At 60.3% G+C, this 26,520-nt stretch carries 21 protein-coding genes; 12 read left to right on the top strand and 9 right to left on the bottom strand.

What is annotated here, in order from left to right:
• Positions 1–5: 5 nt before the first annotated feature.
• Positions 6–1,817 carry a sodium:proton antiporter gene (locus WHX55_RS25495; protein ID WP_150726804.1) on the bottom strand — a complete coding sequence of 604 codons (1,812 nt, stop codon included), beginning with the start codon at positions 1,815–1,817 and terminating at the stop codon, positions 6–8.
• Between the two features lie 107 nt (positions 1,818–1,924).
• Between WHX55_RS25495 and xerD the strand changes: the two genes are divergently transcribed.
• From xerD to WHX55_RS25465, 6 genes are all read left to right on the top strand, one after another.
• Positions 1,925–2,821 (top strand): site-specific tyrosine recombinase XerD, encoded by an 897-nt coding sequence (xerD, locus tag WHX55_RS25490; protein WP_150759561.1) that lies wholly within the window; start codon positions 1,925–1,927, stop codon positions 2,819–2,821.
• Between the two features lie 265 nt (positions 2,822–3,086).
• Positions 3,087–3,818, top strand: coding sequence for a bifunctional protein-disulfide isomerase/oxidoreductase DsbC (dsbC, locus tag WHX55_RS25485; RefSeq protein WP_008053501.1), 732 nt, complete (start codon positions 3,087–3,089; stop codon positions 3,816–3,818).
• Positions 3,819–3,949: 131 nt separating this feature from the next.
• Positions 3,950–5,254: a homoserine dehydrogenase gene (locus tag WHX55_RS25480; RefSeq protein ID WP_007998527.1), complete on the top strand. Its 1,305-nt coding sequence runs from the start codon at positions 3,950–3,952 to the stop codon at positions 5,252–5,254.
• 66 nt (positions 5,255–5,320) lie between these two features.
• Positions 5,321–6,730: a threonine synthase gene (gene thrC, locus WHX55_RS25475; RefSeq protein ID WP_151213878.1), complete on the top strand. Its 1,410-nt coding sequence runs from the start codon at positions 5,321–5,323 to the stop codon at positions 6,728–6,730.
• 119 nt (positions 6,731–6,849) lie between these two features.
• Positions 6,850–8,199 (top strand): transporter substrate-binding domain-containing protein, encoded by a 1,350-nt coding sequence (locus tag WHX55_RS25470; RefSeq protein ID WP_150726801.1) that lies wholly within the window; start codon positions 6,850–6,852, stop codon positions 8,197–8,199.
• 167 nt (positions 8,200–8,366) lie between these two features.
• Complete coding sequence (locus WHX55_RS25465; RefSeq protein ID WP_151213879.1) at positions 8,367–8,654, top strand: DUF3509 domain-containing protein; 288 nt, start codon at positions 8,367–8,369, stop codon at positions 8,652–8,654.
• Between the two features lie 169 nt (positions 8,655–8,823).
• Here WHX55_RS25465 and WHX55_RS25460 read toward each other — a convergent pair whose 3' ends face one another.
• Both WHX55_RS25460 and WHX55_RS25455 read right to left on the bottom strand, forming a co-directional pair.
• Positions 8,824–9,792: a TIGR02285 family protein gene (locus WHX55_RS25460; RefSeq protein ID WP_150726799.1), complete on the bottom strand. Its 969-nt coding sequence runs from the start codon at positions 9,790–9,792 to the stop codon at positions 8,824–8,826.
• Positions 9,746–10,945, bottom strand: a complete 1,200-nt coding sequence (locus WHX55_RS25455) for a CaiB/BaiF CoA-transferase family protein (protein ID WP_150759557.1) — start codon at positions 10,943–10,945, stop codon at positions 9,746–9,748. The genes WHX55_RS25460 and WHX55_RS25455 overlap by 47 nt, the downstream gene beginning before the upstream one ends.
• A 147-nt stretch (positions 10,946–11,092) precedes the next feature.
• Here WHX55_RS25455 and WHX55_RS25450 point away from each other — a divergent pair, with 147 nt between their 5' ends.
• The 3 genes from WHX55_RS25450 (at position 11,093) to WHX55_RS25440 (ending at position 14,787) form a co-directional block, all read left to right on the top strand.
• Positions 11,093–11,635, top strand: coding sequence for a YaeQ family protein (locus WHX55_RS25450; RefSeq protein ID WP_007971297.1), 543 nt, complete (start codon positions 11,093–11,095; stop codon positions 11,633–11,635).
• A gap of 66 nt (positions 11,636–11,701) precedes the next feature.
• Positions 11,702–13,411, top strand: coding sequence for a single-stranded-DNA-specific exonuclease RecJ (recJ, locus tag WHX55_RS25445; protein WP_353741535.1), 1,710 nt, complete (start codon positions 11,702–11,704; stop codon positions 13,409–13,411).
• 269 nt (positions 13,412–13,680) lie between these two features.
• Complete coding sequence (locus WHX55_RS25440) at positions 13,681–14,787, top strand: NADH:flavin oxidoreductase/NADH oxidase (RefSeq protein WP_150754516.1); 1,107 nt, start codon at positions 13,681–13,683, stop codon at positions 14,785–14,787.
• 67 nt (positions 14,788–14,854) lie between these two features.
• Here the strand turns inward: WHX55_RS25440 and glpD are convergent, their stop codons facing one another.
• The 4 genes from glpD to WHX55_RS25420 all read right to left on the bottom strand — a co-directional run bounded on the left by glpD (position 14,855) and on the right by WHX55_RS25420 (position 19,989).
• On the bottom strand, positions 14,855–16,393 hold the full coding sequence (glpD, locus tag WHX55_RS25435) for a glycerol-3-phosphate dehydrogenase (protein WP_151213881.1): 1,539 nt from the start codon (positions 16,391–16,393) through the stop codon (positions 14,855–14,857).
• Between the two features lie 313 nt (positions 16,394–16,706).
• Positions 16,707–17,462, bottom strand: a complete 756-nt coding sequence (locus WHX55_RS25430) for a DeoR/GlpR family transcriptional regulator (protein ID WP_046042004.1) — start codon at positions 17,460–17,462, stop codon at positions 16,707–16,709.
• A 95-nt stretch (positions 17,463–17,557) separates the two neighbouring features.
• A complete protein-coding gene (glpK, locus tag WHX55_RS25425; RefSeq protein ID WP_151213882.1) occupies positions 17,558–19,063 on the bottom strand; it encodes a glycerol kinase GlpK in 1,506 nt (501 codons plus the stop codon).
• A 74-nt stretch (positions 19,064–19,137) separates the two neighbouring features.
• Positions 19,138–19,989 carry an MIP/aquaporin family protein gene (locus WHX55_RS25420; RefSeq protein ID WP_150726859.1) on the bottom strand — a complete coding sequence of 284 codons (852 nt, stop codon included), beginning with the start codon at positions 19,987–19,989 and terminating at the stop codon, positions 19,138–19,140.
• A gap of 347 nt (positions 19,990–20,336) precedes the next feature.
• Here WHX55_RS25420 and ybaK point away from each other — a divergent pair, with 347 nt between their 5' ends.
• Positions 20,337–20,807 (top strand): Cys-tRNA(Pro) deacylase, encoded by a 471-nt coding sequence (gene ybaK / locus WHX55_RS25415; protein WP_057713427.1) that lies wholly within the window; start codon positions 20,337–20,339, stop codon positions 20,805–20,807.
• Between the two features lie 106 nt (positions 20,808–20,913).
• Positions 20,914–21,696, top strand: a complete 783-nt coding sequence (locus WHX55_RS25410) for a PhzF family phenazine biosynthesis protein (RefSeq protein WP_150759553.1) — start codon at positions 20,914–20,916, stop codon at positions 21,694–21,696.
• Between the two features lie 114 nt (positions 21,697–21,810).
• On the opposite strand, the gene WHX55_RS25405 is transcribed toward WHX55_RS25410, so the two are convergent.
• Both WHX55_RS25405 and argF read right to left on the bottom strand, forming a co-directional pair.
• Positions 21,811–22,920: an ABC transporter ATP-binding protein gene (locus WHX55_RS25405; protein WP_150726793.1), complete on the bottom strand. Its 1,110-nt coding sequence runs from the start codon at positions 22,918–22,920 to the stop codon at positions 21,811–21,813.
• Entirely contained in the window at positions 22,917–23,837 is a 921-nt protein-coding gene (gene argF / locus WHX55_RS25400) for an ornithine carbamoyltransferase (RefSeq protein ID WP_032829900.1), read from the bottom strand. Before argF ends, WHX55_RS25405 begins: the two co-directional genes overlap by 4 nt.
• Before the next feature lie 560 nt (positions 23,838–24,397).
• Between argF and WHX55_RS25395 the strand changes: the two genes are divergently transcribed.
• Positions 24,398–26,506: a molybdopterin oxidoreductase family protein gene (locus WHX55_RS25395; RefSeq protein ID WP_353741534.1), complete on the top strand. Its 2,109-nt coding sequence runs from the start codon at positions 24,398–24,400 to the stop codon at positions 26,504–26,506.
• Positions 26,507–26,520: the final 14 nt, after the last annotated feature.

Genomic DNA, 26,520 nt, shown 5'->3' with positions numbered 1-26,520 from the left:
GCGATTTAGCAGACGCCAACAGTCTCCGGCTGAATCAACGCCAACAACGTCCACCCCGCCGCGGGCTTGATCATGCTTTCCGGCGTCACTACATGCACCCAACCGCTGTCATCGCGCACGAACAACAAGGTCGCGCGCTCGCCATGCAGCGCGCGGTAGTCGTCCCAACTGAAACCGTCCGTCAACGTTGTGCTGTACAGCTCTGAGCCCTGGCTCAGCTGGCTGGCGAGCTTGGCGTAGGTCAGCGCTTCGCTGCCCAGTTGATTGCCGCGATGTTCCAGGCTGGTACGGTGCTTGTCGGTGCGGCGGCTTTCCTGGCCGCTGGCCAGGCCGAACATGCGCTGATGGCCCAGTTCATGTCGAAAGCGCATCAGCGCCAGGGTGTTCATCTCGCCGGAGGGTGACAACGCCAGCAAATGCCCGAGGCCGACCAGGTCCAGGTGCGCATCGGCATGTTGCGACGCCGGGTTGCCAAAATAGGTCGGCAAGCCTTCCATCCGCGCTGCACTAATGTTTTCCCAGCTCGAATCCGTCAGCAGTACGCGACTGCCCAGTTGTTGCAGGGACTTGCCCAGCGTGCGTGCAGGTCCGTTGGCGCCGATGATCAGGAAGCCGCTCGGTGCCGGTTCCGCCACCTTCAGCAAGCGTGCCAGCGGTCGTGCCGTCGCGCTTTGCAAGACCACCGTGCCGATGATCACCGCAAAGGTGAGCGGCACCAGCAGCAACGCTCCCTGGTGACCGGCCTCATGCAGGCGAATGGCGAAGATGGCCGACACCGCCGCTGCCACGATGCCCCTTGGCGCAATCCATGCCAGCAGCGCTCGCTCGCGCCAACCCAGGCTGGAGCCCGCCGTGCTCAGCAGCACATTCAAGGGGCGGGCGATAAACTGAATGACCAACAGCAAAATCAGCACCAGAGGCCCGAGGCCGATCATGGCGTTCAGGTCCAGCCGTGCCGCCAGCAGAATGAAAAGTCCGGAGATCAGCAGCACGCTGAGGTTCTCCTTGAAGTGCAGGATGTGCCGCACGTCCACGCCTTTCATGTTGGCCAGCCACATGCCCATCAAGGTCACGGCCAGCAACCCGGATTCGTTGGTGACTTCGTTGGAGGCAATGAAAATACCCAGGACTGCCGCGAGCGCTGCCAGGTTGTGCAGGTATTCCGGCAGCCACTGGCGACGAATCAGGGTGCCGAGCAACCAGCCACCAAAAACACCGAACAGGCTGCCGCACAAAATCACGCCACCGAAGGTCAGCAGGCTTTCCTCGAGACCGTTGCCTTCGGCGCTGGCGATGATGAAGCTATAGACGACCACCGCCAGCAGGGCGCCGATGGGGTCGATGGCAATGCCTTCCCAGCGCAGGATGTTGGCAATCGACGCTTTCGGGCGCACGACGCGCAGCATCGGTACGATCACGGTCGGCCCGGTCACCAGGGTCAGGCTGCCGAACAGGATGGCCAGCATCCAGTCGAAATCCAGCAGCCAGTGAGTGGCGACAGCAATGACCACCCAGGTGGAGAGGGCGCCAATCGTGACCAGGCGATGGACGACGCTGCCGATTTCGCGCCACTCGGACAGATGCAGGGTCAGGCTGCCTTCGAACAGGATCAGCGCGACGGCGAGAGATACCAGAGGCATCAGCAGTGGCCCGAACATTTCCTGCGGGTCGAGCAAGTGCAGCACGGGGCCGGCCAGGATGCCGGTCAACAGCAGGAAAAGGATCGCTGGCAGTTTCAAGCGCCAGGCCAGCCATTGGCAGAGCAGTGCCGCCGCACCGATTCCGCCAAATGCCAATAAAATCTGCTGCTCGCTCATTGCTGCTCCCTGTTCCTTGAAATCGCGGCCTATGAAAGACTAGCGGCCGTTTCCATGTCCATTTTTAATTTTGTGCGCGGCCTCAAGGCTGCGTGATTCGAGTGCCCATGCCTGCCATCGATCACCCGCTGATAGACCAATTCCTCGATGCCTTGTGGCTGGAGAAAGGCCTTTCCGATAACACCCGCGATGCCTATCGCAGTGACCTGGCGCTATTCAACGGCTGGTTACAGGACAAAGGACTGGAGCTGGTCAATGCCGGGCGCGAGTTGATACTCGACCACCTGGCCTGGCGTCTGGAGCAAAACTACAAGCCACGTTCCACTGCGCGATTTCTTTCGGGTGTGCGTGGCTTCTATCGCTATCTGTTGCGGGAAAAGATGATCGCCGTTGATCCAACGTTACGGGTTGATATGCCGCAACTCGGCAGGCCGCTGCCAAAGTCCTTGTCTGAGGCGGATGTGGAAGCCTTGCTGAAGGCGCCTGATTTGAGCGAGGCCATCGGCCAGCGCGACCGGGCCATGCTTGAAGTGCTGTATGCCTGTGGCTTGCGGGTGACCGAGTTGATCAGCCTCACCCTGGAACAAGTCAATTTGCGTCAAGGCGTGTTGCGGGTGATGGGCAAGGGCAGCAAGGAGCGTTTGGTGCCGATGGGCGAGGAGGCGATTGTCTGGGTCGAGCGCTACATGCGTGATGCCCGCAGCGAACTGCTTGGCGGGCGTCCCAGCGATGTGTTGTTCCCGAGCCAGCGTGGCGAACAGATGACCCGCCAGACCTTCTGGCACCGGATCAAGCACCAGGCCAGGGTGGCCGGGATCGGCAAGTCGCTGTCGCCGCACACCTTGCGCCATGCCTTCGCCACGCACCTGCTCAACCACGGTGCAGACCTGCGGGTGGTGCAGATGCTGTTGGGGCACAGCGATTTGTCGACTACGCAGATTTATACCCATGTTGCCAGGGCGCGCTTGCAGGATTTGCATGCCAGGCATCACCCCCGGGGTTGATGCAGTGCTACAAATGGAATGCGGACCTGTGGCGAGGGGGCTTGCCCCCGTTCGGCTGCACAGCAGTCGTCAAACCTCATGGTACGGTCTATCTGTCGGATTGAGATCGCCAAGTAGGGCTGCTTCGCAACCCAACGGGGGCAAGCCCCCTCGCCACAGGGGCCTTATGTGATAGGCTGGGCCGGTTTGCACGATGGGCGGTTATGACCCGGTGTTTCGGCACGGGCGTTCTGATCGTCCCATATGTTCGCCTTCAGGAGTTCTCATGCGTCTGACCCAGATTTTCGCCGCCGCAGCCATTGCGTTGGTCAGCACCTTTGCCGTCGCCGATGACGCGGCCGACAAAGCCATTCGTAAAAGCCTGGAAAACCTCCAGCTCGAAGTGCCGGTAGAGACCATCACCGCCAGCCCGTTGCCAGGCCTGTACGAAGTCAAACTAAAAGGCAGCCGTGTGCTGTACGCCAGCGCCGACGGCCAGTACGTGGTTCAGGGCTACCTGTTCGATCTCAAGGACGGCAAGCCGGTCAACCTGACCGAGAAGACCGAGCGCCTGGGCATCTCCAAGCTGATCAACGCCATCCCGGTTGCCGAAACCGTTGTCTACCCGGCCATTGGCGAAACCAAGTCGCATATCACCGTATTCACCGACACCACCTGCCCGTACTGCCACAAGCTGCACGCCGAAGTGCCTGAGCTGAACAAGCGCGGCATCGAAGTGCGTTACGTCGCGTTCCCGCGCCAGGGCCTGGGCTCGCCGGGTGACGAGCAACTGCAAGCGGTGTGGTGCTCGAAAGACAAGAAAGCGGCCATGGACAAAATGGTCGACGGCAAGGAAATCAAGGCCGCCAAGTGCGATAACCCGGTTTCCAAACAGTTCGCACTCGGTCAGTCGATCGGCGTGAACGGCACACCGGCCATCGTTTTGGCCGACGGTCAGGTCATTCCGGGCTACCAGCCTGCGCCACAAGTCGCCAAACTGGCGCTGGGCGCGAAGTAATTCGCATCGTCACGGCAAGCCTTGACGATCATGGTCCGGCAGCGACATCGCCGGGCCATCAATAGAGAGCCGCGAGTATGCGGTTGTTTTCACGGCCGGCCTCGAGTCGGCCGTTTTATGGGGAGTTCACAGTGAAACCGGTCAAAGTAGGCATCTGTGGGTTAGGAACCGTCGGTGGCGGTACCTTCAACGTACTTCAGCGCAACGCCGAGGAAATTGCTCGTCGTGCCGGGCGTGGGATCGAAGTGGCACAAATTGCCATGCGCACGCCAAAGCCTCAGTTCCAAACGACCGGTATTGCGATTACCAACGATGTCTTCGAAGTGGCCACGAACCCTGAGATCGACATCGTTATAGAGCTGATGGGCGGCTACACCGTTGCCCGCGAGCTGGTACTCAAGGCCATCGAGAATGGCAAGCATGTGGTCACCGCGAACAAGGCGCTTATCGCCGTTCACGGTAATGAAATTTTCGCCAAGGCCCGCGAGAAGGGTGTGATCGTTGCGTTCGAAGCGGCCGTGGCCGGTGGCATCCCGGTGATCAAGGCGATCCGCGAAGGCCTGTCCGCCAACCGCATCAACTGGGTGGCCGGCATCATCAACGGCACCGGCAACTTCATCCTGACGGAAATGCGCGAGAAGGGTCGCACCTTCGAAGACGTATTGGCCGAAGCCCAGGCCCTGGGTTACGCCGAAGCCGATCCGACCTTCGACGTCGAGGGTATCGACGCCGCTCACAAGCTGACGATCCTGGCGTCCATCGCGTTCGGTATTCCGTTGCAGTTCGACAAGGCTTACACCGAAGGCATCACTAAGCTGACCACCGCCGACGTGAACTACGCCGAAGCGTTGGGCTACCGCATCAAGCACCTGGGCGTGGCGCGCAGCACCGCGGCCGGTATCGAACTGCGTGTGCACCCGACGCTGATCCCGGCCGATCGCCTGATCGCCAACGTCAACGGCGTGATGAACGCGGTGATGGTCAACGGCGATGCTGCCGGTTCGACCCTGTTCTACGGCGCTGGCGCCGGCATGGAGCCGACCGCTTCGTCGGTGATCGCCGACCTGGTGGACGTGGTCCGCGCCATGACTTCCGACCCGGAAAACCGCGTACCGCACCTGGCGTTCCAGCCGGATTCGCTGTCGGCTCACCCGATCCTGCCGATCGAGGCCTGCGAAAGCGCTTACTACCTGCGCATTCAGGCCAAGGATCATCCGGGCGTGTTGGCTCAGGTTGCGAGCATCCTCTCGGAGCGCGGCATCAACATCGAGTCGATCATGCAGAAGGAAGCCGAGGAGCACGACGGCCTGGTGCCGATGATTCTGCTGACCCACCGCGTGCTGGAACAGCACATCAACGATGCCATCGCTGCTTTGGAAGCCTTGGCGGGTGTGGTCGGTCCGGTTGTACGGATCCGTGTCGAGCACCTGAACTAAGCCGATATCGTTGACCGGGCTCGCTTGCGGGCCCGGCACTACGAACACTGTCCATTGGAGTCAGTCATGCGTTACATCAGTACCCGCGGCCAGGCACCGGCCCTGAATTTCGAAGACGTCCTGCTGGCAGGCCTTGCCACCGACGGCGGTCTGTACGTCCCGGAAAACCTGCCACGTTTCACCCAGGAAGAAATCGCTTCGTGGGCCGGCCTGCCGTATCACGAGCTGGCTTTCCGCGTTATGCGCCCGTTTGTCACCGGCAGCATTCCTGATGCCGATTTCAAAAAGATTCTCGAAGAAACCTACGGTGTGTTCGCCCACAGCGCCGTTGCGCCGCTGCGTCAGCTGAACGGCAACGAATGGGTGCTGGAGCTGTTCCACGGTCCGACCCTGGCGTTCAAGGACTTCGCCCTGCAATTGCTCGGTCGCCTGCTCGACTACGTGCTGGAAAAGCGCGGCGAGCGCGTGGTGATCGTCGGCGCCACCTCCGGTGACACCGGTTCGGCTGCCATCGAAGGCTGCAAACACTGCGAAAACGTCGACATCTTCATCCTGCACCCGCACAACCGGGTGTCCGAAGTACAGCGTCGGCAGATGACCACCATTTTCGGTCAGAACATCCACAACATCGCCATCGAAGGCAACTTCGATGACTGCCAGGAAATGGTCAAGGCCAGCTTCGCCGACCAGAGCTTCCTCAAAGGCACGCGCCTGGTCGCCGTGAACTCGATCAACTGGGCGCGGATCATGGCCCAGATCGTTTACTACTTCCACGCAGCCCTGCAACTGGGCGGCCCGGCGCGTTCGGTGTCGTTCTCGGTGCCGACCGGCAACTTCGGCGACATCTTCGCCGGTTACCTGGCGCGCAACATGGGCCTGCCGATCAACCAGTTGATCGTCGCCACCAACCGCAACGACATCCTGCACCGCTTCATGAGCGGCAACCAGTACGTCAAGGACACCCTGCACGCCACGCTGTCGCCGTCCATGGACATCATGGTGTCGTCGAACTTCGAACGTCTGCTGTTCGACCTGCATGGTCGCAACGGCGCGGCCATCGCCGGGCTGATGGATTCGTTCAAGCAGGGCGGCGGTTTCAGCGTCGAGCAAGAGCGCTGGACCGAAGCCCGCAAGTTGTTCGACTCGCTGGCCGTGGATGACGCGCAAACCTGCGAAACCATCGCTGAAGTCTACGAGCAGACCGGTGAAGTGCTGGATCCGCACACTGCCATCGGCGTGAAAGCTGCGCGGGAATGCCGTCGCAGCCTGGACATTCCAATGGTGATCCTGGGCACCGCCCACCCGGTCAAATTCCCGGACGCCGTAGAAAAAGCCGGCGTAGGAAAAGCACTCGAACTGCCTGCACATCTTTCTGATTTGTTTGAACGAGACGAACGTTGCACCGTATTGCCAAATGACCTGAAGGCCGTGCAGGCCTTTGTCAGTCAGCATGGCAACCGCGGCAAGCCGCTGTAACCGGTCAGCGCTGTAACATTTTGAAGCCCGTCTCCTGACGGGCTTTTTCATTTCTGCATGCACAATTGTCGTGTCATCGCCGCGAAAGGACAGGCGAGTGGATCACCAAGGACGTGGGAATGCTCTTTACAAGTGTGTTCAAGCCAGTCGCGCGCTGGCTGTTTTTTTTCGGCATCCTGGGAATCGCCGAATGGGGAGGGGCGAGCCCTGCATCGCTTCAAGAGCGTGGGAAGTCTGTCGCACGTTCAATGGTCGTGCTGGATGACCAGGAGTTGCAGTGGATGGCCAGCAATCCACAGGTCGTGGTCACGGCACTGGAATACCCGTTGTACCTGTTCAAGGATGAACATGGCCAATGGACGGGCTTGAACAGTGACCTGCTCAAGCGCATCAGTGACATGACGGGGTTGCAGTTCGTTTACGAACAGTCTTTTTCCACCGATCAGATGCTGGCCCATCTGGAAAGCGGCGCAGCGGATTTGAGTACGACCCTGTCGATGAATGACGAACGCAAGGTATTTCTCGATTTCAGCCATGCGTTCGGCGGTGCCGGATGGGTCTTTGTCGGGCAGGCTGGGGCGCCGCCGGTGCAGTCGCTGGAGGATCTGGTGAAGCGGGTACTGGTGCTGCCGACCCGGCATGCACTGGAAGCAGTGATCCGTCGCGATTATCCATCCATCGAATTGCGCTCGGTTAAAACCTACGCCGAAGCCCGTGCCTGGGTTGAAAGTGACGAAGCCTACGTCACCATCGAAAACGAAATCGGCGCCCAGCATTTTCCGTCGGGGCGGCTGCAGATCGGGGCTGTGGTGCCGGGCAAATGGGATGCGGATTATCTGACGTTGCGCAAAGGTCAGCCGCAGTTGCTGAGTATCCTCAACAAGGCGCTTGAGGCGTTTCCTGCGCAGGAGTTGCGCGACCTTCGTCTGAAATGGTTCGGTGGCGCTACCGTGCCACAGCCGCCTGGCCTCTGGCAGCGGATTGACCAGTGGGTCTGCTGGGGGGTGTTGGTGCTCAGCCTGTTCGGCCTGTTGTCCCTGCTCTGGAATCGGCGGTTGGCGGTGGTGGTCAGGCAACGGGTCGAGGCCCAAAGCAGTCTGCGCGATCAGCTCGCATTCCAGCATGCCCTGATGGATGCCATGCCTGACCCGATGTTTGTCCGTGATCTGCAGGGGCGCTTGATCATGTGCAACAAAAGTTATGAGGACGCCTTGTCGACGCGCTTTGACAGGATGCAGGGGCGGCAGTTGATCGAGGTCGATGTCATGCCCAGACAAACTGCGGAACTGCTGCATGCCGAGTTCCTGGCGCAATTGAGTACGCGCAGGACGCGCTTCTTCGAGCGTCAATTGATGTTCAAGGACGGTGTCAGGGATATCTACCAGTGGACAGTGCCGTTTTACACGGCCGATGGCCAGCTACGAGGATTGTTGGGGGGATGGGCCGACATCGCCCGGCGTACCCGATAGACGTGACGATTGCGTTTTTTCTCTGTCATGTTCGCCGTGCATGCTCTCTTGACTGGGTTGCAGGTTCGCCTGCAGTCAGTACCCAGAACTTTCTTCTCGGGCCAGCGGTCATTTGTTGTAGGTATGCCCCAGGCACGTTGTTTTCGGACTATTGAGTGGTGATCGGGATGGAAAGTATCAGTTTGTTGCTCGGTGAGGCGCTGAGTCCGTATCAGGTCACACTGACCCCGTCAGGCATTCGTGGCGAATGCCGGGTGACCCTGAAGAATGCTATTGGCGCGACGGTGGTCGAGCGCGAGTTCAATCAGGTCCAGTTGAAAGACAAACGCTTGCTGACGGATGTGGTCGACGGTTTGCATCGCGACGTGCTGATCGCTGAAGGACGCCTTGAGCCTTGTGTCATCGCGGCATTGCGTAATGCGGCGCAGGACAAGCTGCTGGCCAGACGCAATTGAACGGATATTTGTGGGAACCTTCCCGCGCCCAGGTCAGTCAGACTTTGTAACAGCAGGATCAAGCATTGTGCTCCGGTGCTTGTAGCTTGCTGCTACTGGTCTCCAAACAGACCACGTTTAACCCCGAGTCGTCTCCCCACTTCTCGGGGTTTCTTTTGCCCGGGATTTGTCAGGGTTGCGCCAGATTGTCGAAAAACGCCTTGGTGTCTTTCAGGTAATCGCTACGACTCTCCGGATCCAGCCAGGCGGCGTAGGCCTCGTCAAGGCGTTCGCGGGGAAGGGTACGCAGCACCTGGTTGATCTCGACAATGGCCTGCCGGCCCTTTGGCGTATTGGTGCAACCGATGTAACCGGACAGGTACTTGCCCGTGCCACGGATCGGATAGAACTGCAATTCATCCTCGGCGATGCCTTGCAGCGAGGCCTGGTAGCGAATTTCCGGGCGATAACCCAATAGCAGGCGCAAGCGTCCCAGGCGCTGCATCTGCAGCAGGCTGCCCAAGGCGTCATTGCCGTAATGAGCGGTCAGCGCCTCGGCTGGCGCTTGCTTGAGCAGCTCGTCGAGGTATTCGCCGTAATTGCGCTCGGCAATGATCCCCAGCTTTTCGCTGCCGCTGGCGAGCAGCTCTGCCAGGTCCACTTCGCCGTCCTTGATAAAGGGTGTCAGCACTTTCTGGTCAACGCGCCGCACGGCCAGGCCATTGCTCATGGCGCGGAAGACCGGGATGGAAAAGGCGATCCACTGTTCCCGTTCCTTGCTCCAGTTCAGCGCCGCGTCGCAGACGAGGGACGGTTCGTGGAGCATTTGCAATCCACGTGCGCGATTGACCCTCATCACGCTGTGCTGGTATTGCGGCATGCCGGCAATCAGAAGTAAAAGCAGTTGGTCGATAACGCCCTGGCCCTTTTTCGGCCCGTCGAAGATCGTCAGCGGCGGCAGGTCGCGCTTGAGCCAGATCAGGGTTTCCCTGGTTTGCGCCAGGGCTGACGGGACCGGTTCAAGGAGCAGGAGCAAGGTCGCCAGCACGCACAGTAGCCACCCGCCGCGCGACGGGCAGTGTCTAGTGGCCCATGCAGGCAGGTGCCTGCGTTCAGATGGCTCCGTCTTTGCGCAACTGTGCGATCTGTGTCGCGTCATAGCCAAGTTCCTGGAGTACCTGTGCGTTGTGCTCACCCAGTTGCGGCCCGACCCATTCACATTCACCGGGCGTCTCTGAGAGTTTCGGCACAATGCCCGGCATCTTGAAGTCTTTGCCGTCCGGCAGCTTGGCTTGCAGGAACATTTCCCGCGCCAGGTACTGAGGGTCATTGAACATGTCTTCGGCGCTGAAGATCCGGCTGGCCGGCACCTCGGCCTGATTGAGCTGCGCCAGCACCGTGTCCAGCGGCAACGAGTTGACCCAGCGATCGATGACGCCATAAATCTCGTCGCGTCGGGCATCGCGGCCATCGTTGCTGGCAAGCAGAGGGTCGTTGGCCAGGTCTTCCCGGCCAATGATCAGCATGAAGCGTTTGAAAATCGCGTCGCCATTGGCGCCGATCTGCACGTGCTTGCCATCGGCGCTGGTGTGGATCGAGGACGGGGTGATGCCGGGCATGATATTGCCCGTGCGTTCGCGGATGAAGCCGAACACGTCGAACTCCGGGACCATGCTTTCCATCATCGCGAAGATGGCTTCGTACAGTGCCACGTCCACCACTTGCCCCTGGCCGCCGTTGACTTCGCGATGACGCAGGGCCATCAACGCGCCGATAACGCCCCAGAGCGCGGCAATCGAGTCGCCGATGGAAATGCCGGTGCGCACCGGTGGCCGGTCTTCGAAGCCGGTGATGTAGCGCAGACCGCCCATGGACTCACCGACCGCGCCAAAGCCGGGCTGGTCTTTCATCGGGCCGGTCTGGCCGAAACCCGACAGCCGCACCATGACCAGTTTCGGGTTCAAGGCGTGCAGGACGTCCCAACCCAGACCGAGTTTTTCCAGGACGCCGGGACGAAAGTTTTCGATCAGAATGTCGGCTTCACCCAGCAGCTGTTTCAGGATCGCCTGACCGTCTGGGTGCTTGAGATTGAGGGTCAGGGACTTTTTGTTGCGGGCCTGGACGAACCACCACAAGGAAGTGCCTTCATACAACTTGCGCCATTTGCGCAATGGGTCACCGCCGTCCGGGGATTCGATCTTGATCACGTCGGCACCGAATTCAGCGCAAATGCGCGAAGCAAACGGGCCGGCAATCAAGGTGCCCAATTCAATGACTTTCAGACCGGAAAGCGGTTTGGCGGTGAACGGCATGCTGGATCCTGTGGGGCAAAGGTTGGGCGAATAGAGCGTTTTAGCATAGCCGACTGTCCGACGCTCCAGCTTGATTGTGTTCGATTCGTGGATTGCCCGTCGCATCGGTTAGACTTGCCGCCTTTCCTCGTATCAAGAAGCCCGTTCATGGCCCAACCGTCCACGACCTACAAGTTTGAACTGAACCTCACCGACCTCGACCGCAGCGTCTATGAGAGCGTGAAGCAGACCATCGCCCGTCACCCTTCGGAAACCGAAGAGCGCATGACCGTGCGCCTGCTGGCCTACGCCCTCTGGTACAACGAGCAACTGTCGTTCGGCCGTGGTCTGTCGGAAGTGGATGAACCGGCCTTGTGGGAAAAAAGCCTGGATGACCGCGTCCTGCACTGGATCGAAGTCGGCCAGCCGGATGCCGAGCGCCTGACCTGGTGTTCGCGTCGCACTGAACGCACCAGCCTGCTGGCCTATGGCAGCCTGCGCGTGTGGGAAGGCAAAGTGGTGCCGGCGGTGAAGAACCTGAAGAACGTCAACATCGCTGCCGTGCCTCAGGAAGTCCTGGAAACCCTGGCCAAAGACATGCCCCGCGTTATCAAGTGGGACGTGATGATCAGCGAAGGAACGATTTTCGTCACCGACGACCGTGGTCAGCACGAAGTCCAGTTGCAGTGGCTGGCCGGTGAGCGCGGCTGATTTTTCGCCATTGCACCGTGTCACCCGGTTTTATCCTACGTATTGAAGAGAAGCCCCTGTCACCCCATGCGCATTGAACCTCGCCTGTTGCCCGACACCTTGCCTTTCCTCGGTGATATTCCACCGCTATTGACCCGACTGTACGCAGCTCGTGGCGTGCAGTCCGAGGCGGAACTGGACAAGAGCCTGGCGCGGTTGATTCCGTTCTGGCAACTCAAGGGCATCGATGCCGCCGTGGATCTGCTGGTGACTGCGCTTGAACAGCGCCAGCGCATTCTGATCGTCGGCGACTTTGATGCCGACGGCGCGACGGCCAGCACCGTGGGCACGCTGGGCCTGCGTTTGCTGGGTGCGGCACATGTCGATTACCTGGTGCCCAACCGATTCGACTACGGCTATGGCCTGACACCGGAAATCGTCGCAGTGGCGCTTGAGCGTCAGCCGCATTTGCTGATCACCGTCGACAACGGCATCTCCAGCGTCGAAGGCGTGGCAGCGGCGAAAAAGGCCGGGCTCAAGGTGCTCGTCACCGACCACCACTTGCCCGGTGACGAGCTGCCGCTGGCCGATGCCATCGTCAATCCGAACCAGCCCGGTTGCGAGTTTCCGAGCAAGGCGCTGGCCGGTGTTGGGGTGATTTTCTATGTGCTGATGGCCCTGCGTGCGCGGTTGCGCGAGCTGGGCTGGTACACAAGCAAGCCGCAGCCGAATATCGGCGAACTGCTCGATCTGGTGGCTCTGGGCAGCGTGGCCGACGTGGTGCCGCTGGATGCCAACAACCGGATTCTGGTGCACCAGGGCCTGGAACGGATTCGCGCTGGACGTGCCCGGCCGGGGATCAAGGCGATCCTCGAAGTGGCCAAGCGCGATCATGCGCGCATCACCTCTACCGATCTGGGTTTCATCGTCGGCCCGCGCCTGAACGCAGCAGGGCGCCTGGACGACATGAGCCTGGGCATCGAATGCCTGCTGACCGAAGACGCAGGTCTGGCCCGTGAGATGGCGGCGCAACTGGATGGCATGAACCAGGATCGCAAATCCATCGAGCAAGGCATGCAGCGTGAAGCGCTGGCGCAGCTCAAGGATCTGCCGGTGGAGTCGATGCCGTTCGGCTTGTGCCTGTTCGATCCCGAGTGGCACCAGGGTGTCATCGGTATCCTCGCGTCACGGATGAAGGAGCGCTATTTCCGCCCGACCATCGCCTTTGCCGATGCCGGGGATGGTTTGCTCAAGGGCTCGGGGCGTTCGGTCCAGGGCTTTCACATCCGCGACGCCTTGAGTGTGGTGGCGGCGCAGCATCCGAATCTGATTACCAAATACGGTGGTCACGCGATGGCGGCCGGCCTGACGCTGCCGGAAGCGAATTTCCCCTTGTTCGCCGAAGCCTTTGACGCTGAAGTGCGCCGACAGATGCGCGAAGAAGACCTGACGGGACGCCTGTTGTCGGACGGCACCCTGGCAGTGGAAGAGTTCCACCTGGAACTGGCCCGTGCCCTGCGGCATGCCGGTCCTTGGGGGCAGCACTTCCCGGAACCGTTGTTTCATGGGGTGTTCCAGTTGGTCGAGCAGCGCGTCGTTGGCGAGCGGCACCTTAAAGTCGTGCTCAAAAGTGAATGTGGCTCGGTGAAACTCGACGGCATTGCCTTCGGGATCGACCGCGACATCTGGCCGAATCCGACCATCAAGTGGGTGGAACTGGCCTACAAGCTCGACCTCAACGAGTTTCGCGGCAACGAGACGGTCCAGCTGATGATTGCCCACATCGAACCGCGTTGAACCCTTCGCGAGCAGGCTCGCTCCCACAGGATTTGCGCAGACCCTGTGGGAGTGAGCCTGCTCGCGAAAGCGATTTCCTCTCTGCCAAATCCCTCGGAACCCTCCCTGATCCGTCGATGTCGACTAGGCTCTAAACACTGCTTGATTTTGGCCTTGTGACGTCTTGTCGAATTTTTTGCCCGCGGGGGCGGGTGTTGTACCTTTTTCCTGTCACTCGTCGACTATTCAAACAGAACCTGGAGCCTGCCCACTGATTCGAGAGGTGCCCCATGAGTCTGCTGCTTGAACCCTTTACCCTTCGCCAATTAACCCTGCCCAACCGCATCGCGGTATCGCCGATGTGCCAGTACTCCAGCGTCGATGGCCTGGCCAATGACTGGCACCTGGTCCACCTCGGTAGCCGCGCTGTCGGCGGGGCCGGGCTGGTGTTTACCGAAGCCACGGCGGTCACCGCCGACGGGCGTATCACGGCCGAGGACCTCGGTCTGTGGAATGACGAACAGATTGAACCCCTGCAACGCATCACCCGCTTCATCACCGCCCAGGGAGCCGTTGCCGGCATTCAGCTGGCCCATGCCGGGCGCAAGGCCAGCACCTACCGGCCGTGGCTCGGCAAACATGGCAGCGTCAAGCCCGAGGAGGGCGGCTGGGTGCCGGTCGGACCTTCACCGATTGCATTCGATCCACAGCACACCCAACCCAGACAACTCGATGACGGCGAGATCGCCAAGGTCATCCAGGCTTTTGTCGAGGCGGCAAAGCGCTCACTGACGGCCGGTTTCAAGGTGGTCGAAGTGCACGCGGCCCATGGTTACCTGCTGCATCAGTTCCTGTCGCCGTTGAGCAATCAGCGTCGCGATCAATATGGCGGTTCATTCGAAAATCGCATTCGGCTGGTGCTGCAGGTCACCGAAGCGGTGCGTGCGGTGTGGCCTGAAGAGTTGCCGGTGTTTGTCCGGGTCTCGGCCACCGACTGGGTGGAAGACGGCTGGAATCCCGATGAAACGGTGGAGCTGGCACGCCGCCTCAAAGCCCTGGGGGTCGACCTGATCGACGTCTCGTCGGGCGGGACGGCGGTGAATGCGGAGATTCCCACAGGGCCGGGTTACCAGACCCGCTTCGCCGAGCGGGTGCGCAAGGAGTCGGGCATGGCCACCGGCACAGTCGGCATGATCACCGAGCCGGCCCAGGCCGAACACATCCTGCGCACTTGTCAGGCGGACATCATCTTCCTCGCTCGTGAGTTGTTGCGCGATCCGTACTGGGCGCTGCACGCGGATGACGACCTGGGAGGGCACAAGGCCGTGTGGCCGGCGCAGTATCAGCGGGCGACTCACCGTGAGCAGCCGATTCACGAATCGGATTTGCGCGACTGAAATCCATCGATACGAAAAAGCCCCTGAATCGTGAGATTCAGGGGCTTTTGTTTATGCCGGTGACTGATCAGGCCGCTTCGATTTTGCTGCGGTTCTGTTCGACGTTGTTCAGGTAATCCTTGAGCTTTTCCTGTTCCGCCACCGTCGTGAACAAACCGAGCTTGCTGCGACGCCAGAGGATGTCGTGGGCGCTGGTGGCCCATTCTTCGCTGCACAGATAGTCGACTTCACGGGTGTAGAGACCGCCGCCGATGTGCTCGCCCATATCGCTGAGGTCCTGTACGCCTTCGAGCATGCGCCAGGTGCGGCTGCCGTAGGTGGTGGCCCAGCGGCGCGCGATCTCGCTCGGTAGCCAGTCGAATTTGTCGCGGATACGCGAGCTCAAGGCTTGCGGGGTGGTCATGTCTTCACCCCCCGGCAGCGTGGCGCTGGCGGTCCAGCTTGGCTTGATGTGCTTGAAGTACGGTGCCAGTTGCGCCAGCGCCGACTCGGCCAGTTTGCGATAGGTGGTGAGCTTGCCGCCGAACACCGACAGCAACGGAGCTTCTTCGCCAGTGCCAGACAGCGCCAGGGTGTAATCGCGGGTCACGGCCGACGGGTTGTCGGATTCGTCGTTGCACAGCGGACGCACACCGGAATAGCTGTGCAGGATGTCGTCGCGGCTGATTTGCTTTTTGAAATGGGCGTTGACCACGTTCAACAGGTAATCGGTTTCGCCATCGGTAATTGCCACTTTCGCCGGATCGCCGGTGTACTCGCGGTCAGTGGTGCCGATCAGGGTGAAGTGATTCAGGTACGGAATGGTGAACACGATGCGCTGATCTTCGTTTTGCAGGATGTGCGCGTGTTCGCCTTCGTACAGTTTCGGCACGATCAGGTGGCTGCCCTGGATCAGGCGGATGCCGTATGGCGATTCCATCTTCAAGTCATCGCGAATGAACCTGGCGACCCATGGTCCGGCCGCATTGACCAATGCCTTGGCGCGGATCGAAAACAGGCTGCCATCGGCGCGTTCCAGGTGCAGGTGCCACAGGCCCTTGGCGCGACGCGCGCTGACGCAGCGGGTCTGGGTGTGAACGTGGGCGCCTTTTTCCCGGGCGGTCATGGCGTTCAACACCACCAGGCGCGCGTCGTCGACCCAGCAATCGGAGTATTCGAAGCCCTTGGTGATCTCGCTTTTGAGCGCGCTGTCGGGGCCGAACTTCAGGCTTTTCGAACCTTGCAGTTGCTCGCGCTTGCCCAGGTTGTCATAGAGGAACAGACCGGCGCGGATCATCCACGCCGGGCGCAGGTGCGGGCGATGCGGCAACACGAAACGCATTTGCTTGACGATGTGCGGAGCCTTGGCCAACAGAACTTCGCGTTCGGCCAGGGCTTCACGCACCAGGCGGAATTCGTAATGTTCGAGGTAGCGCAGGCCGCCGTGAATCAGCTTGCTGCTGGCCGACGAGGTATGGCTGGCCAGGTCATCCTTTTCACAAAGGAACACCGAGAGACCGCGACCGGCGGCATCCGCTGCGATCCCCACGCCATTGATCCCGCCACCAATGACGGCGATATCGTAGACCTCGGCGAGAGGGGGCGTAGGCAAGGTGGAAGTGGGCATCGGCACGGCCTCGGAATTCTTTGATGTTCTGTATTTGAATTCGAACATTAATGTTCATTTGCGAAAATACTAGCCCATAAAGACGCGCACAGCCAGTCAGCTTCGATTGAAAATACTCATCGAAGGGCCGTTAAAGGAAAATTTACGAACATTTTGCTGTGTATTGGCGACCGCCATCGCGAGCAAGCTCGCTCCCACAAGGAATGGAGTCGGTCACAAATCTTGTGCACGCCATCAATCACTGTGGGAGCGAGCTTGCTCCGGGCGGCGTTCCGACGATGGCGTCAATACAGACGCCGAAGAAGGAGGGGGCTTAAACGACTTCCAGCCGAACCTTGTGCTGGTTCAACAACTGAGCCAGCGCCGGGGAAGGCTGCTGATCGGTGACCAGGCAATCAACCAGGCTGATCGGCCCCAGGCGAATCATGGCGTTGCGCCCGAACTTGCTGGAGTCGGCCGCGAGGATCACTTGCCGGGCATTGGCGATGATCGCCTGGGATACCCGCACTTCCTGATAGTCGAAGTCCAGCAGGCTGCCGTCTTCATCGATGCCGCTGATGCCGACCAGGGCGAAGTCGACCTTGAACTGGTTGATGAAGTCGACACTGGCCTGACCCACCACGCCACCATCGCGCCGCACGTTGCCGCCGGTCAGCAGGACATCGAAATCGTCCTTGGCGCTGAGCATGGAGGCGACGTGCAGGTTGTTGGTGATGATCTTCAGGTGATTGTGATTGAGCAGTGCCCGGGCAATGGATTCGGTGGTCGTGCCGATGTTGATGAACAACGAGGCATGGTCGGGAATCTGCGCGGCAATGGCTTCGCCGATACGCTGTTTCTCATCGCGCATCTGATCGGCGCGCATGGCGTAGGCGGTGTTTTCAACGCTGGAGTCGTAAGCCGCGCCGCCGTGGTAGCGACGCAACAAATTGGCTTCCGCGAGCTGATTGATGTCGCGGCGAATGGTCTGCGGGGTAACTACGAACAGCGTGGCCATTTCCTCGATGCTGACATAGCCGCGTTCGCGGACCAGTTCGAGGATTTGCTGCTGACGGGGAGGCAGATTCATGGGGCGTCCTTTGGGCTGCCGTGCAAAATTTGCCCATGATGCCGCAGGAATCCGCTCCCGACCAGTTACATGCAGATACGAGCTCGTATCCCGGTTTATTCAGCCTCGTCTTCAACCGCCCAATTGCGGGTGCGGCTGACGGCTTTTTTCCAGCCGGCGTAGAGTTTTTCCTTCGCCGTTTCATCCAGCGTCGGCTCGAACTGGCGCTCGATCACGGCCTTGCCACGCAACTCGTCCAGGCTGCCCCAGAAGCCGCAGGCCAGGCCTGCCAGGTAAGCCGCACCCAGTGCCGTGGTTTCGCGCATTTGCGGGCGCTCGACCTGCGTGCCGAGGATGTCGGCCTGGAACTGCATGAGGAAGTTGTTCGCCACTGCACCGCCGTCCACGCGCAGGGCCTTGAGACGTTCGCCGGAGTCTTGCTGCATGGCGTCGAGCACGTCGCGGGTCTGGTAGGCAATCGATTCCAGTGCGGCACGAATGATGTGATCCACGCGGACGCCGCGGGTCAGGCCGAACAGTGCGCCACGGGCATACGGGTCCCAGTAGGGAGCGCCAAGACCGGTGAAGGCTGGCACCAGATACACGCCGTTGCTGTCCTTGACCTTGTTGGCGAAGTATTCGGTGTCGTGGGCGTCGTTGATGATCTTCAGTTCGTCACGCAGCCACTGCACGGTAGAGCCGCCGTTGAACACCGCGCCTTCCAGCGCGTAAGCCACTTCGCCGCGTGGGCCGCAGGCGATGGTGGTGAGCATGCCGTGTCGGGATTTCACGGCTTTGTCGCCAGTGTTCATCAACAGGAAGCAGCCAGTGCCGTAGGTGTTTTTCGCCTGGCCTGGCTCGACGCACATCTGGCCGAACAGGGCGGCTTGCTGGTCGCCAGCGATGCCGCCGATGGCGATGCCGCTTTTGGTACGGCCATAAATTTCCGAGGACGATTTAACTTCCGGCAGCATTTCGCGCGGAATATCCAGCACCTCCAGCATCTTCGCGTCCCACTCCAGGGTGTGGATGTTGAAGAGCATGGTGCGCGAAGCGTTGGTGTAGTCGGTGACATGCACCTTGCCGCCGGTAAATTTCCAGATCAGCCAGCTGTCGACGGTGCCGAACAACAGTTCACCGTTGCGCGCGCGCTCGCGGCTGCCTTCGACATTGTCGAGGATCCACTTGAGCTTGGTGCCGGAGAAATACGGGTCGGTGACCAGGCCGGTGGTGTCGCTGATGTATTGCTCGTGGCCATCGCGCTTGAGTTGCTGGCAGATCTCGGTGCTGCGTCGGCACTGCCAGACGATGGCGTTGTAGATCGGGCGGCCGGTGTTCTTGTCCCAGACCACGGTGGTTTCGCGCTGGTTGGTGATGCCGATGGCTGCTACCTGGTCGTGGTGCAGGCCGGCTTGTGCCAGGGCCTCGACCATCACGGCGCTTTGGGTGGCAAAAATTTCCATTGGGTCATGTTCAACCCAGCCGGCTTGCGGGTAATGCTGGGCAAACTCCCGTTGGGCGGTGCAGACCACGTTCGCGTCGCGGTCGAAAATGATCGCGCGGGAGCTGGTCGTACCCTGATCGAGGGCAATGATGTAGTTCTTATTCTGTGTGTCGGTCATGTCGATTGCCTTGGACGAAATAAGGGAGTGAGGTCTGGCGCGCGATCAAAGGGCAGAGACACGCGCCAACGGTATCAAGAAGTTCTGGGTTTGCCGTCAATGGCAGCTGTTGCATCCTTTGTAGCAGGTACGGCGCTGGGCAGATGGCGGGCAATCAACCCACGATAGGCTGCAGCACCGAGGCAGGCACCGACAATCGGTGCAAAAACAGGAATCAGGAAATACGGAATATCGCGTCCGCCGGTGAAGGAAATTTCACCCCAGCCAGCGAAGAAAGTCATCAGTTTAGGGCCGAAGTCCCGCGCAGGGTTCATGGCAAAACCGGTCAGCGGTCCCATCGAACTGCCGATCACCGCAATCAGCAGGCCGATCAGCAGCGGTGCCAACGGGCCTTTGGGCAGGCCATTGTTGTCATCGGTCAGGGACATGATCACGCCCATCAGGATGGCTGTGATGATCACCTCGACCAGAAATGCCTGGGCGGTGGTCAGCACAGGATTCGGGAAGGTGGAGAACACAGAGGCCAATTCAAGGCTGGCTTGAGTGCCGCGAACCATGTGGTGCGTTTGTTCGAATTCGAAGAACAGATTGCTGTAGAGCGTGTAAACCAACAGCGCCCCACAGAAGGCACCCGCCACTTGGGCGAGTACGTAGAAAGGCAATTTACGTTTTTCGAAGTCCGCGAAAATGCTCAGGGCAATGCTGACGGCAGGGTTCAGATGCGCACCGGAAACTCCGGCGGTGAGGTAGATTGCCATGCTGACGCCGACACCCCAGATAACGCTGATTTCCCACAAGCCAAAGCTGGCACCCGCGACCTTGAGCGCGGCAACACAACCTGTACCAAAAAAGATCAGCAGCGCTGTACCCAGGAACTCGGCCATGCATTGGCTCGAGAGTGACGGTTGTTGTAAAGCAGTTGTCATTGAAACCTCATTTTTTTTGTTGTCTGGCGCTTTTTCCATCATGGTCGGAGCGCGGTTTTCGCCGAGGCAGGATCCCCATCCTGGTCGCGGTTTACTGCTGGGTGCAGCGGTAGGACGTTTCGTACAGTTTCAGAAACGAAAAAATATAGACAAGAAACGCTGCTGTCAAAGGTCGAAAGTGAACCGTCGGTCACAAAAAAACCATTCGTTGCATGAATGAATGAGTCATTGCGCAATGGGATGGCCAGGCAATGGCGTTATGGATGCGCCGCCGTAGAGCCTTTTAACGATCAATGTCCTAGAATCCGGCGCAGTATTTTTCTTCTGCCGCCCAGTCTGGAGCTGCCATGACCCCCGCATTGGATTTGTTGAAAAAGGTTCGGGCCGAACATCGTGTACACAGTTACGAACATGACCCCAAGGCCGCCTCCTACGGGTTGGAGGCGGCGGAAAAGCTTGGGCTCGATCCGGCGCAGGTGTTCAAGACCTTGCTGGCGGCCAGCGAAAAGGGTGAGTTGCTGGTAGCCGTGGTGCCGGTTGTCGGCAGCCTGGACTTGAAAGGGCTGGCCCACGCCGCGGGCGTGAAAAAGGTCGAAATGGCCGACCCGGCGGCGGCGCAGCGCTCCACTGGCTATCTGTTGGGCGGGATCAGTCCGCTGGGGCAGAAAAAGCGTTTGCGTACCTTCATTGATAATTCGGCCCAGCCCTTCGCCAGCATTTTTGTCAGTGCGGGCCGACGTGGGCTGGAAGTTGAACTGGCACCGGCGGTGCTGGCCGAACACACCCAGGCCAGGTTTGCCGATATCGGCCGTGCGTGAGCATCGAAGTCAGCGTATCGCTGTATGGTGAAAATCAGCCTGCTCTGTCACTGGCGCCGGCTGGGCCAGCGCGGCATGCTCAGCGGTCTGACAAAGGGAGAAGGTTATGCAGCTTGAGTTTCATCAGGTCGACGCGTTCAGCAATCAGCCATTTAGCGGCAATCCGGCGATGGTCTATCGGCTCGATACATGGCTCGCCGATGAGTTGATGCAAAAGATTGCCGCCGAGCACAACCTCGCCGAAACGGCGTTTGTCGTACGTGAAGGGCAGGGCTGGCACATCCGCTGGTTTACGCCGACCACCGAGGTGCCATTGTGCGGTCACGCGACGCTGGCTAGCGCCTATGTGCTGTTTGAGATCTATAAAGAGCCCGTCGAGCGACTGGACTTCACCTGCAAGTCCGGCCCGTTGAGCGTGACGCGGGAGGGCGCAGGCCTGTGGCTGGACTTCCCGGCGATCACTGCGTCGCCGGTGAACGTGATCCCGGACATCGAGCGTGCACTGGGTGTGAAGGCTGTCGAGGTACTGGCTTCGAATGAGCTGTTCGTGGTGCTGGAGTCGGAGCAAGCCGTGCTCGACTGCAAGCCGGACATGGTGGCCCTGGCGAAACTGCCATGGTTGGGCGCCATCGTGACGGCGCGGGGCGAGCAGCACGATTTCGTTTCCCGCTACTTCGCCCCGGCAATCGGCATCAATGAAGACCCGGTGACCGGATCGACCCACTGCCTTCTGATTCCGTACTGGTCAAAGCGTTTGGGCAAGTCGAGCCTGACGGCTTTTCAGCGTTCGGCGCGGGGTGGGGAATTGTTCTGTCGACTGGAAGGCGAGCGGGTGAAGATCGGCGGGGATGCGACGCTCGTGGCGAGCGGAACGCTGATGTTGGGCTGATCCAAAACCACTGTAGGAGCGAGCCTGCTCGCGATAGCGGTATCACATTCAACAGAGGTGTTGACTGATCCATCGCTATCGCGAGCAAGCTCGCTCCCACAGGGATTGTGTTGTTCAGTTAGCGGTGCTGTAACGCCGGACACCGGATTCAGCCACCGGAATCTGCGCCGCCGTGCTGCCGGACGCCTGGAACAGCACCAGGTGTTCAGCCGCGACACGAATGCCCACATCCGCCCCAACCTGACGGTCGACATGGCTCGGGAAGATCGATTCCAGCTGTGCGCCTGTCGGCAGTTGCAAGCGATACAGGGTCGATGCGCCCAGGAACGTCTTGCCGGCGATTCGCGCCTTCAGTGCGCTGTCCGGCGCATAGACGATATCGTCCGGGCGCAGTAGCACGTCCACAGCGCCGCCTACCGGCCAGGTGTAGGCCCGATTGCCGCGCAACTCACCCAACTCGGTCTGCACCGATTCGGGGCTGCTCAACTGACCGCGAATGAAATAGCCCTGGCCGATGAAGCTCGCCACGAAGGGGGTCAGCGGTTCGTGATACAGGTTGTAGGGCGTATCCCACTGTTCCAGGCGACCTTCCTTGAACACCCCAACGTGGTCGCTGACCGCGAAGGCTTCTTCCTGGTCGTGAGTCACCAGAATCGCGCTGGTGCCACGGGCCTTGAGGATGTCGCGTACTTCATGGCTGAGCTTGCGGCGCAATTCGCCATCGAGGTTGGAGAACGGTTCGTCGAGCAGCAGCAGTTGTGGTTCCGGCGCCAAGGCGCGGGCCAGGGCGACACGTTGCTGCTGACCACCGGAAAGCTCGTGGGGGAAACGCTTGCCGAGGTTCTTCAGGTTGACCAGTTCCAGCAACTCTTCGGTCACGCGATCCTTTTGCGGATGCTTGCGAATGCCGAAGGCGATGTTGTCGGCCACGCTCAAATGCGGAAACAGGGCGTAGTCCTGGAACACCATGCCGATGCGACGTTTCTCCGGAGCGAGGGTGAAACCGGCGCTGGAGATGGTTTCGCCAGCCAGCTGGATTTCGCCTTCGTGTACCGGTTCGAAACCGGCAATCGCCCGCAGGGTGGTGGTCTTGCCGCAGCCTGAAGAGCCCAGCAGGCAACCAATGTCGCCTGCGTTCAGGTGTAGGTTGAGGTTCTGCACCACGCGTTGGTCTTGATAGCCGCAGGCGAGGTTGCGCAAGTTGAGCAGTAATGGCTGGCTCATGCGTGGTGGTACGAAGGCGGAACGAGGAATTCGAGCAAGGCTTTTTGCGCGTGCAGACGGTTTTCGGCTTGATCCCAGGCCACCGAGCGCGGGTCGTCGAGCAGGTCGACGCTGATTTCCTCGCCACGGTGCGCCGGCAGGCAGTGCATGAACAGTACGTCTTCAGCAGCCAGGTCGAGCAGGGCGCGGTTGACCTGATACGGTGCGAACAGTTGCAGGCGCTTGGCGGTTTCCTCTTCCTGGCCCATGGAGGTCCAGACGTCGGTGCTCACCAGGTGTGCGCCACGCACGGCTTCCTTCGGGTCGCGAACGATGGTGACCCGATCGCCGGCCTTGGCCAGGAACACCGGGTTGGGTTCGTAGCCTTCCGGGCAGGCAACGCGCAACTGGAAGTCGAACTGGATCGCCGCTTCTATATAGCTGTTGCACATGTTGTTGCCGTCGCCGATCCAGGCCACGGTCTTGCCCTGGATTGAGCCGCGGTGTTCGAGGAAGGTCTGCATGTCGGCCAGCAACTGGCACGGGTGCAGATCATCGGACAGGCCATTGATCAGCGGAACGCGCGAATTGGCGGCGAATTCGGTCAGAGTGCTGTGGGAAAACGTACGGATCATTACAGCATCGAGCATGCTCGACATGACAATGGCGGCGTCGCCGATCGGCTCGCCACGGCCCAGTTGGGTGTCACGGGGCGACAGGAAGATCGCCTGGCCGCCGAGCTGGATCATGCCGGCCTCGAAGGAGATCCGGGTACGGGTCGAGGACTTCTCGAAAATCATCCCCAGGACGCGGTTTTTCAGAGGCTCGAACAGTACGCCGCGGTTACGCAGGTCCTTGAGCTCAACGCCTCGACGGATCACGCTGACCAGCTCTTCGGGCGTGCAATCCATCAGGGAGAGAAAGTGCCTTGCGCTCATCATTGACTACCTTTTGCTACAAACCGCAGATGCTCAAAGCCTTGTTTAACGGAACAACGGGCGAGACCTGCGGCGTAAGCCGCACGGGGCGACGAAATAGGGGAAGGCGCGATCTTATAATTAAATGTCGCGTCTTACCAATAGGGCTACAGTTTTTAGGGAGTTTCAGAGGTGCTACGGGTTCACCGAGGTAGCGCTTTTGAAGCCTGTTTCCTGATAGCAGCGCCTCATTTGTACACCGGCCTCTCGGGGCTTGGCAATCAGGCTGGGCGGCAATGGTGCGCTGACAGTCGGTTTCTGACCTGTCATTCATCAGCGCCGGGCTCGACGGATCGTCGAACTGACCAGCGTGCATGGCTCCTCGGGCCGATTGAAACCCTTCAGGAAATCCACTTGCAGGTGCCGCCCAGGCTGCCTTCGAACTGAACTCCGGCGGCTATCGGCTGGCCTGATAACCCTCGATTCACAAGACGAACGTCGCTGGCGTGGCGGCGGCTCTGGCGCCATAGTTTTGTTTCCGCGGCCAACGTTGCCCGCCCCAAACAAGACAGAGACTGGCCATGACCAAGACTCTCCATCACCGTGCGTGCCATTTGTGCGAAGCCATCTGTGGCCTGACCATCGAAACCACCAGGGTCGAAGGCGGTAACGTCCAGATCACTTCGATCAAGGGCGACCCGCAGGATACGTTCAGCCGTGGGCACATCTGTCCCAAGGCCGTGGCCCTGCAAGACATTCAGAACGATCCGGATCGCCTGCATCAGCCGATGCAGCGGGTGGGCAATGAGTGGCAGCCCATCGAGTGGGAAGCGGCATTCAATCTGGTCGCCGAACGCCTCGCCGCCATTCAGGAGCGTCACGGGCAAAACGCCGTGGCGGTCTATCAGGGCAACCCGAGCGTGCACAATTACGGGCTGATGACCCACAGCAATTACTTCCTCGGCCTGTTGAAAACCCGCAACCGGTTTTCCGCGACGTCGGTCGATCAATTGCCCCATCACCTGACCAGTCATTTGATGTACGGCCATGGTTTGCTGCTACCGATCCCGGACATCGATCACACCGATTTCATGCTGATCCTGGGCGGCAATCCGCTGGCTTCGAACGGCAGCATCATGACCGTGCCGGATGTGGAAAAACGCTTGAAGGCGATACAGGCCAGGGGCGGCAAAGTGGTGGTGGTCGATCCGCGCCGTAGTGAGACGGCGGCGATTGCCGATCAGCATCTGTTCGTGCGCCCGGGGGGTGATGCCGCGCTGTTGTTCGGCCTGCTCAATACCTTGTTTGCTGAAGGTCTGACCCGCGACAGCCATCTGCCGGTGGACGGCCTGGAGGACGTGCGGGAGGCCGTCGCGCCGTTCACTGCCGAGGCCATGAGTCCGTTGTGCGCCGTGCCGGCCGAACAGATCCGCCAATTGGCGCGGGACTTCGCCGCCGCACCGAGTGCAGTCTGCTATGGCCGCATGGGCGTTTCTACCCAGGCCTTCGGTACGCTGTGTCACTGGGTGGTGCAGTTGATCAACCTGGTCACCGGCAATCTCGATCGCGTGGGCGGTGCCTTGTGCACCGAGCCGGCGGTGGATCTGGTGGCGACGACTTCGGGCGGGCATTTCAATCTGTGGCAGAGCCGGGTTTCCGGGCGCCCGGAGTACGCCGGAGAACTACCAGTCTCGGCGCTGGCCGAAGAGATGCTCACTGAAGGGGAAGGGCAAGTCCGCGCGTTGATCACCGTGGCTGGCAATCCGGTGCTGTCCACGCCCAATGGCCGAAAGCTCGAGCAGGCGCTGGACGGGCTGGAGTTCATGGTCAGTATCGACCTGTACATCAATGAAACCACGCGTTACGCCGACCTGATCCTGCCGTCGACATCGGCGCTGGAAAACGACCATTACGACACCACGTTCAATCTGTTTGCAGTGCGCAACGTCAGCCGTTTCAACCGCGCCATCCTTGCCAAGCCCGAAGGTGCATTGCACGACTGGGAAATTTTCGTCGGCCTGGCCAAGGCATTTGCCGCCAGGACCGGCAAAGAGCTGAAGCCCACCATCGCTCCTGCGCAAATGATCGATCGCGGCCTGCGCATGGGAATGTACGGCGACAATTCAGAGCACAAGCTGTCGTTGGCGACCTTGTTCGATCATCCCCATGGCGTTGATTTGGGCGCGCTCAAGCCTAACCTGGCACCACGCCTGAAGACTGCCAATCAACGCATCCAGGCCGCGCCGGCCGCGATTCTCGCTGACCTGGCGCGCTTCGCTGCCTTGCAGGCGCCGGCCGCCGACGAGTTGTTGATGATTGGTCGCCGGCATGTACGCAGCAACAACTCATGGATGCATAACTATCATCGGTTGGTGAAAGGCAAGCCACGTCACCAGTTGCTGATGCATCCGGATGACTTGGCCAGTCGCGGGCTCAGTGACGGGCAGCGCGTTCGGGTCAGCTCGCGGGTGGGGGTGATCGAAGTCGAAGTGCTTGGCAGTCTGGACATGATGAAAGGCGTGGTCAGCCTGCCTCACGGTTGGGGTCACGCGCGGCCGGGCGTGCAAATGACGATTGCCAGCAGCCAGCCGGGCTCGAGCGCCAACGACCTGACCGACGACTGCCAGCTTGACGAGTTGTCGGGAAATGCTGCACTCAATGGTGTGCCGGTGACCGTGGCGGCGGCTTGAATCAGTCTGACCGA

The organism is Pseudomonas fluorescens, assembly GCF_040448305.1.
Lineage (GTDB): Bacteria > Pseudomonadota > Gammaproteobacteria > Pseudomonadales > Pseudomonadaceae > Aquipseudomonas > Aquipseudomonas fluorescens_BH.
The sequence above is the reverse complement of the archived record's forward strand: the minus strand, read 5'-3'. Positions and strand labels throughout refer to the sequence as shown.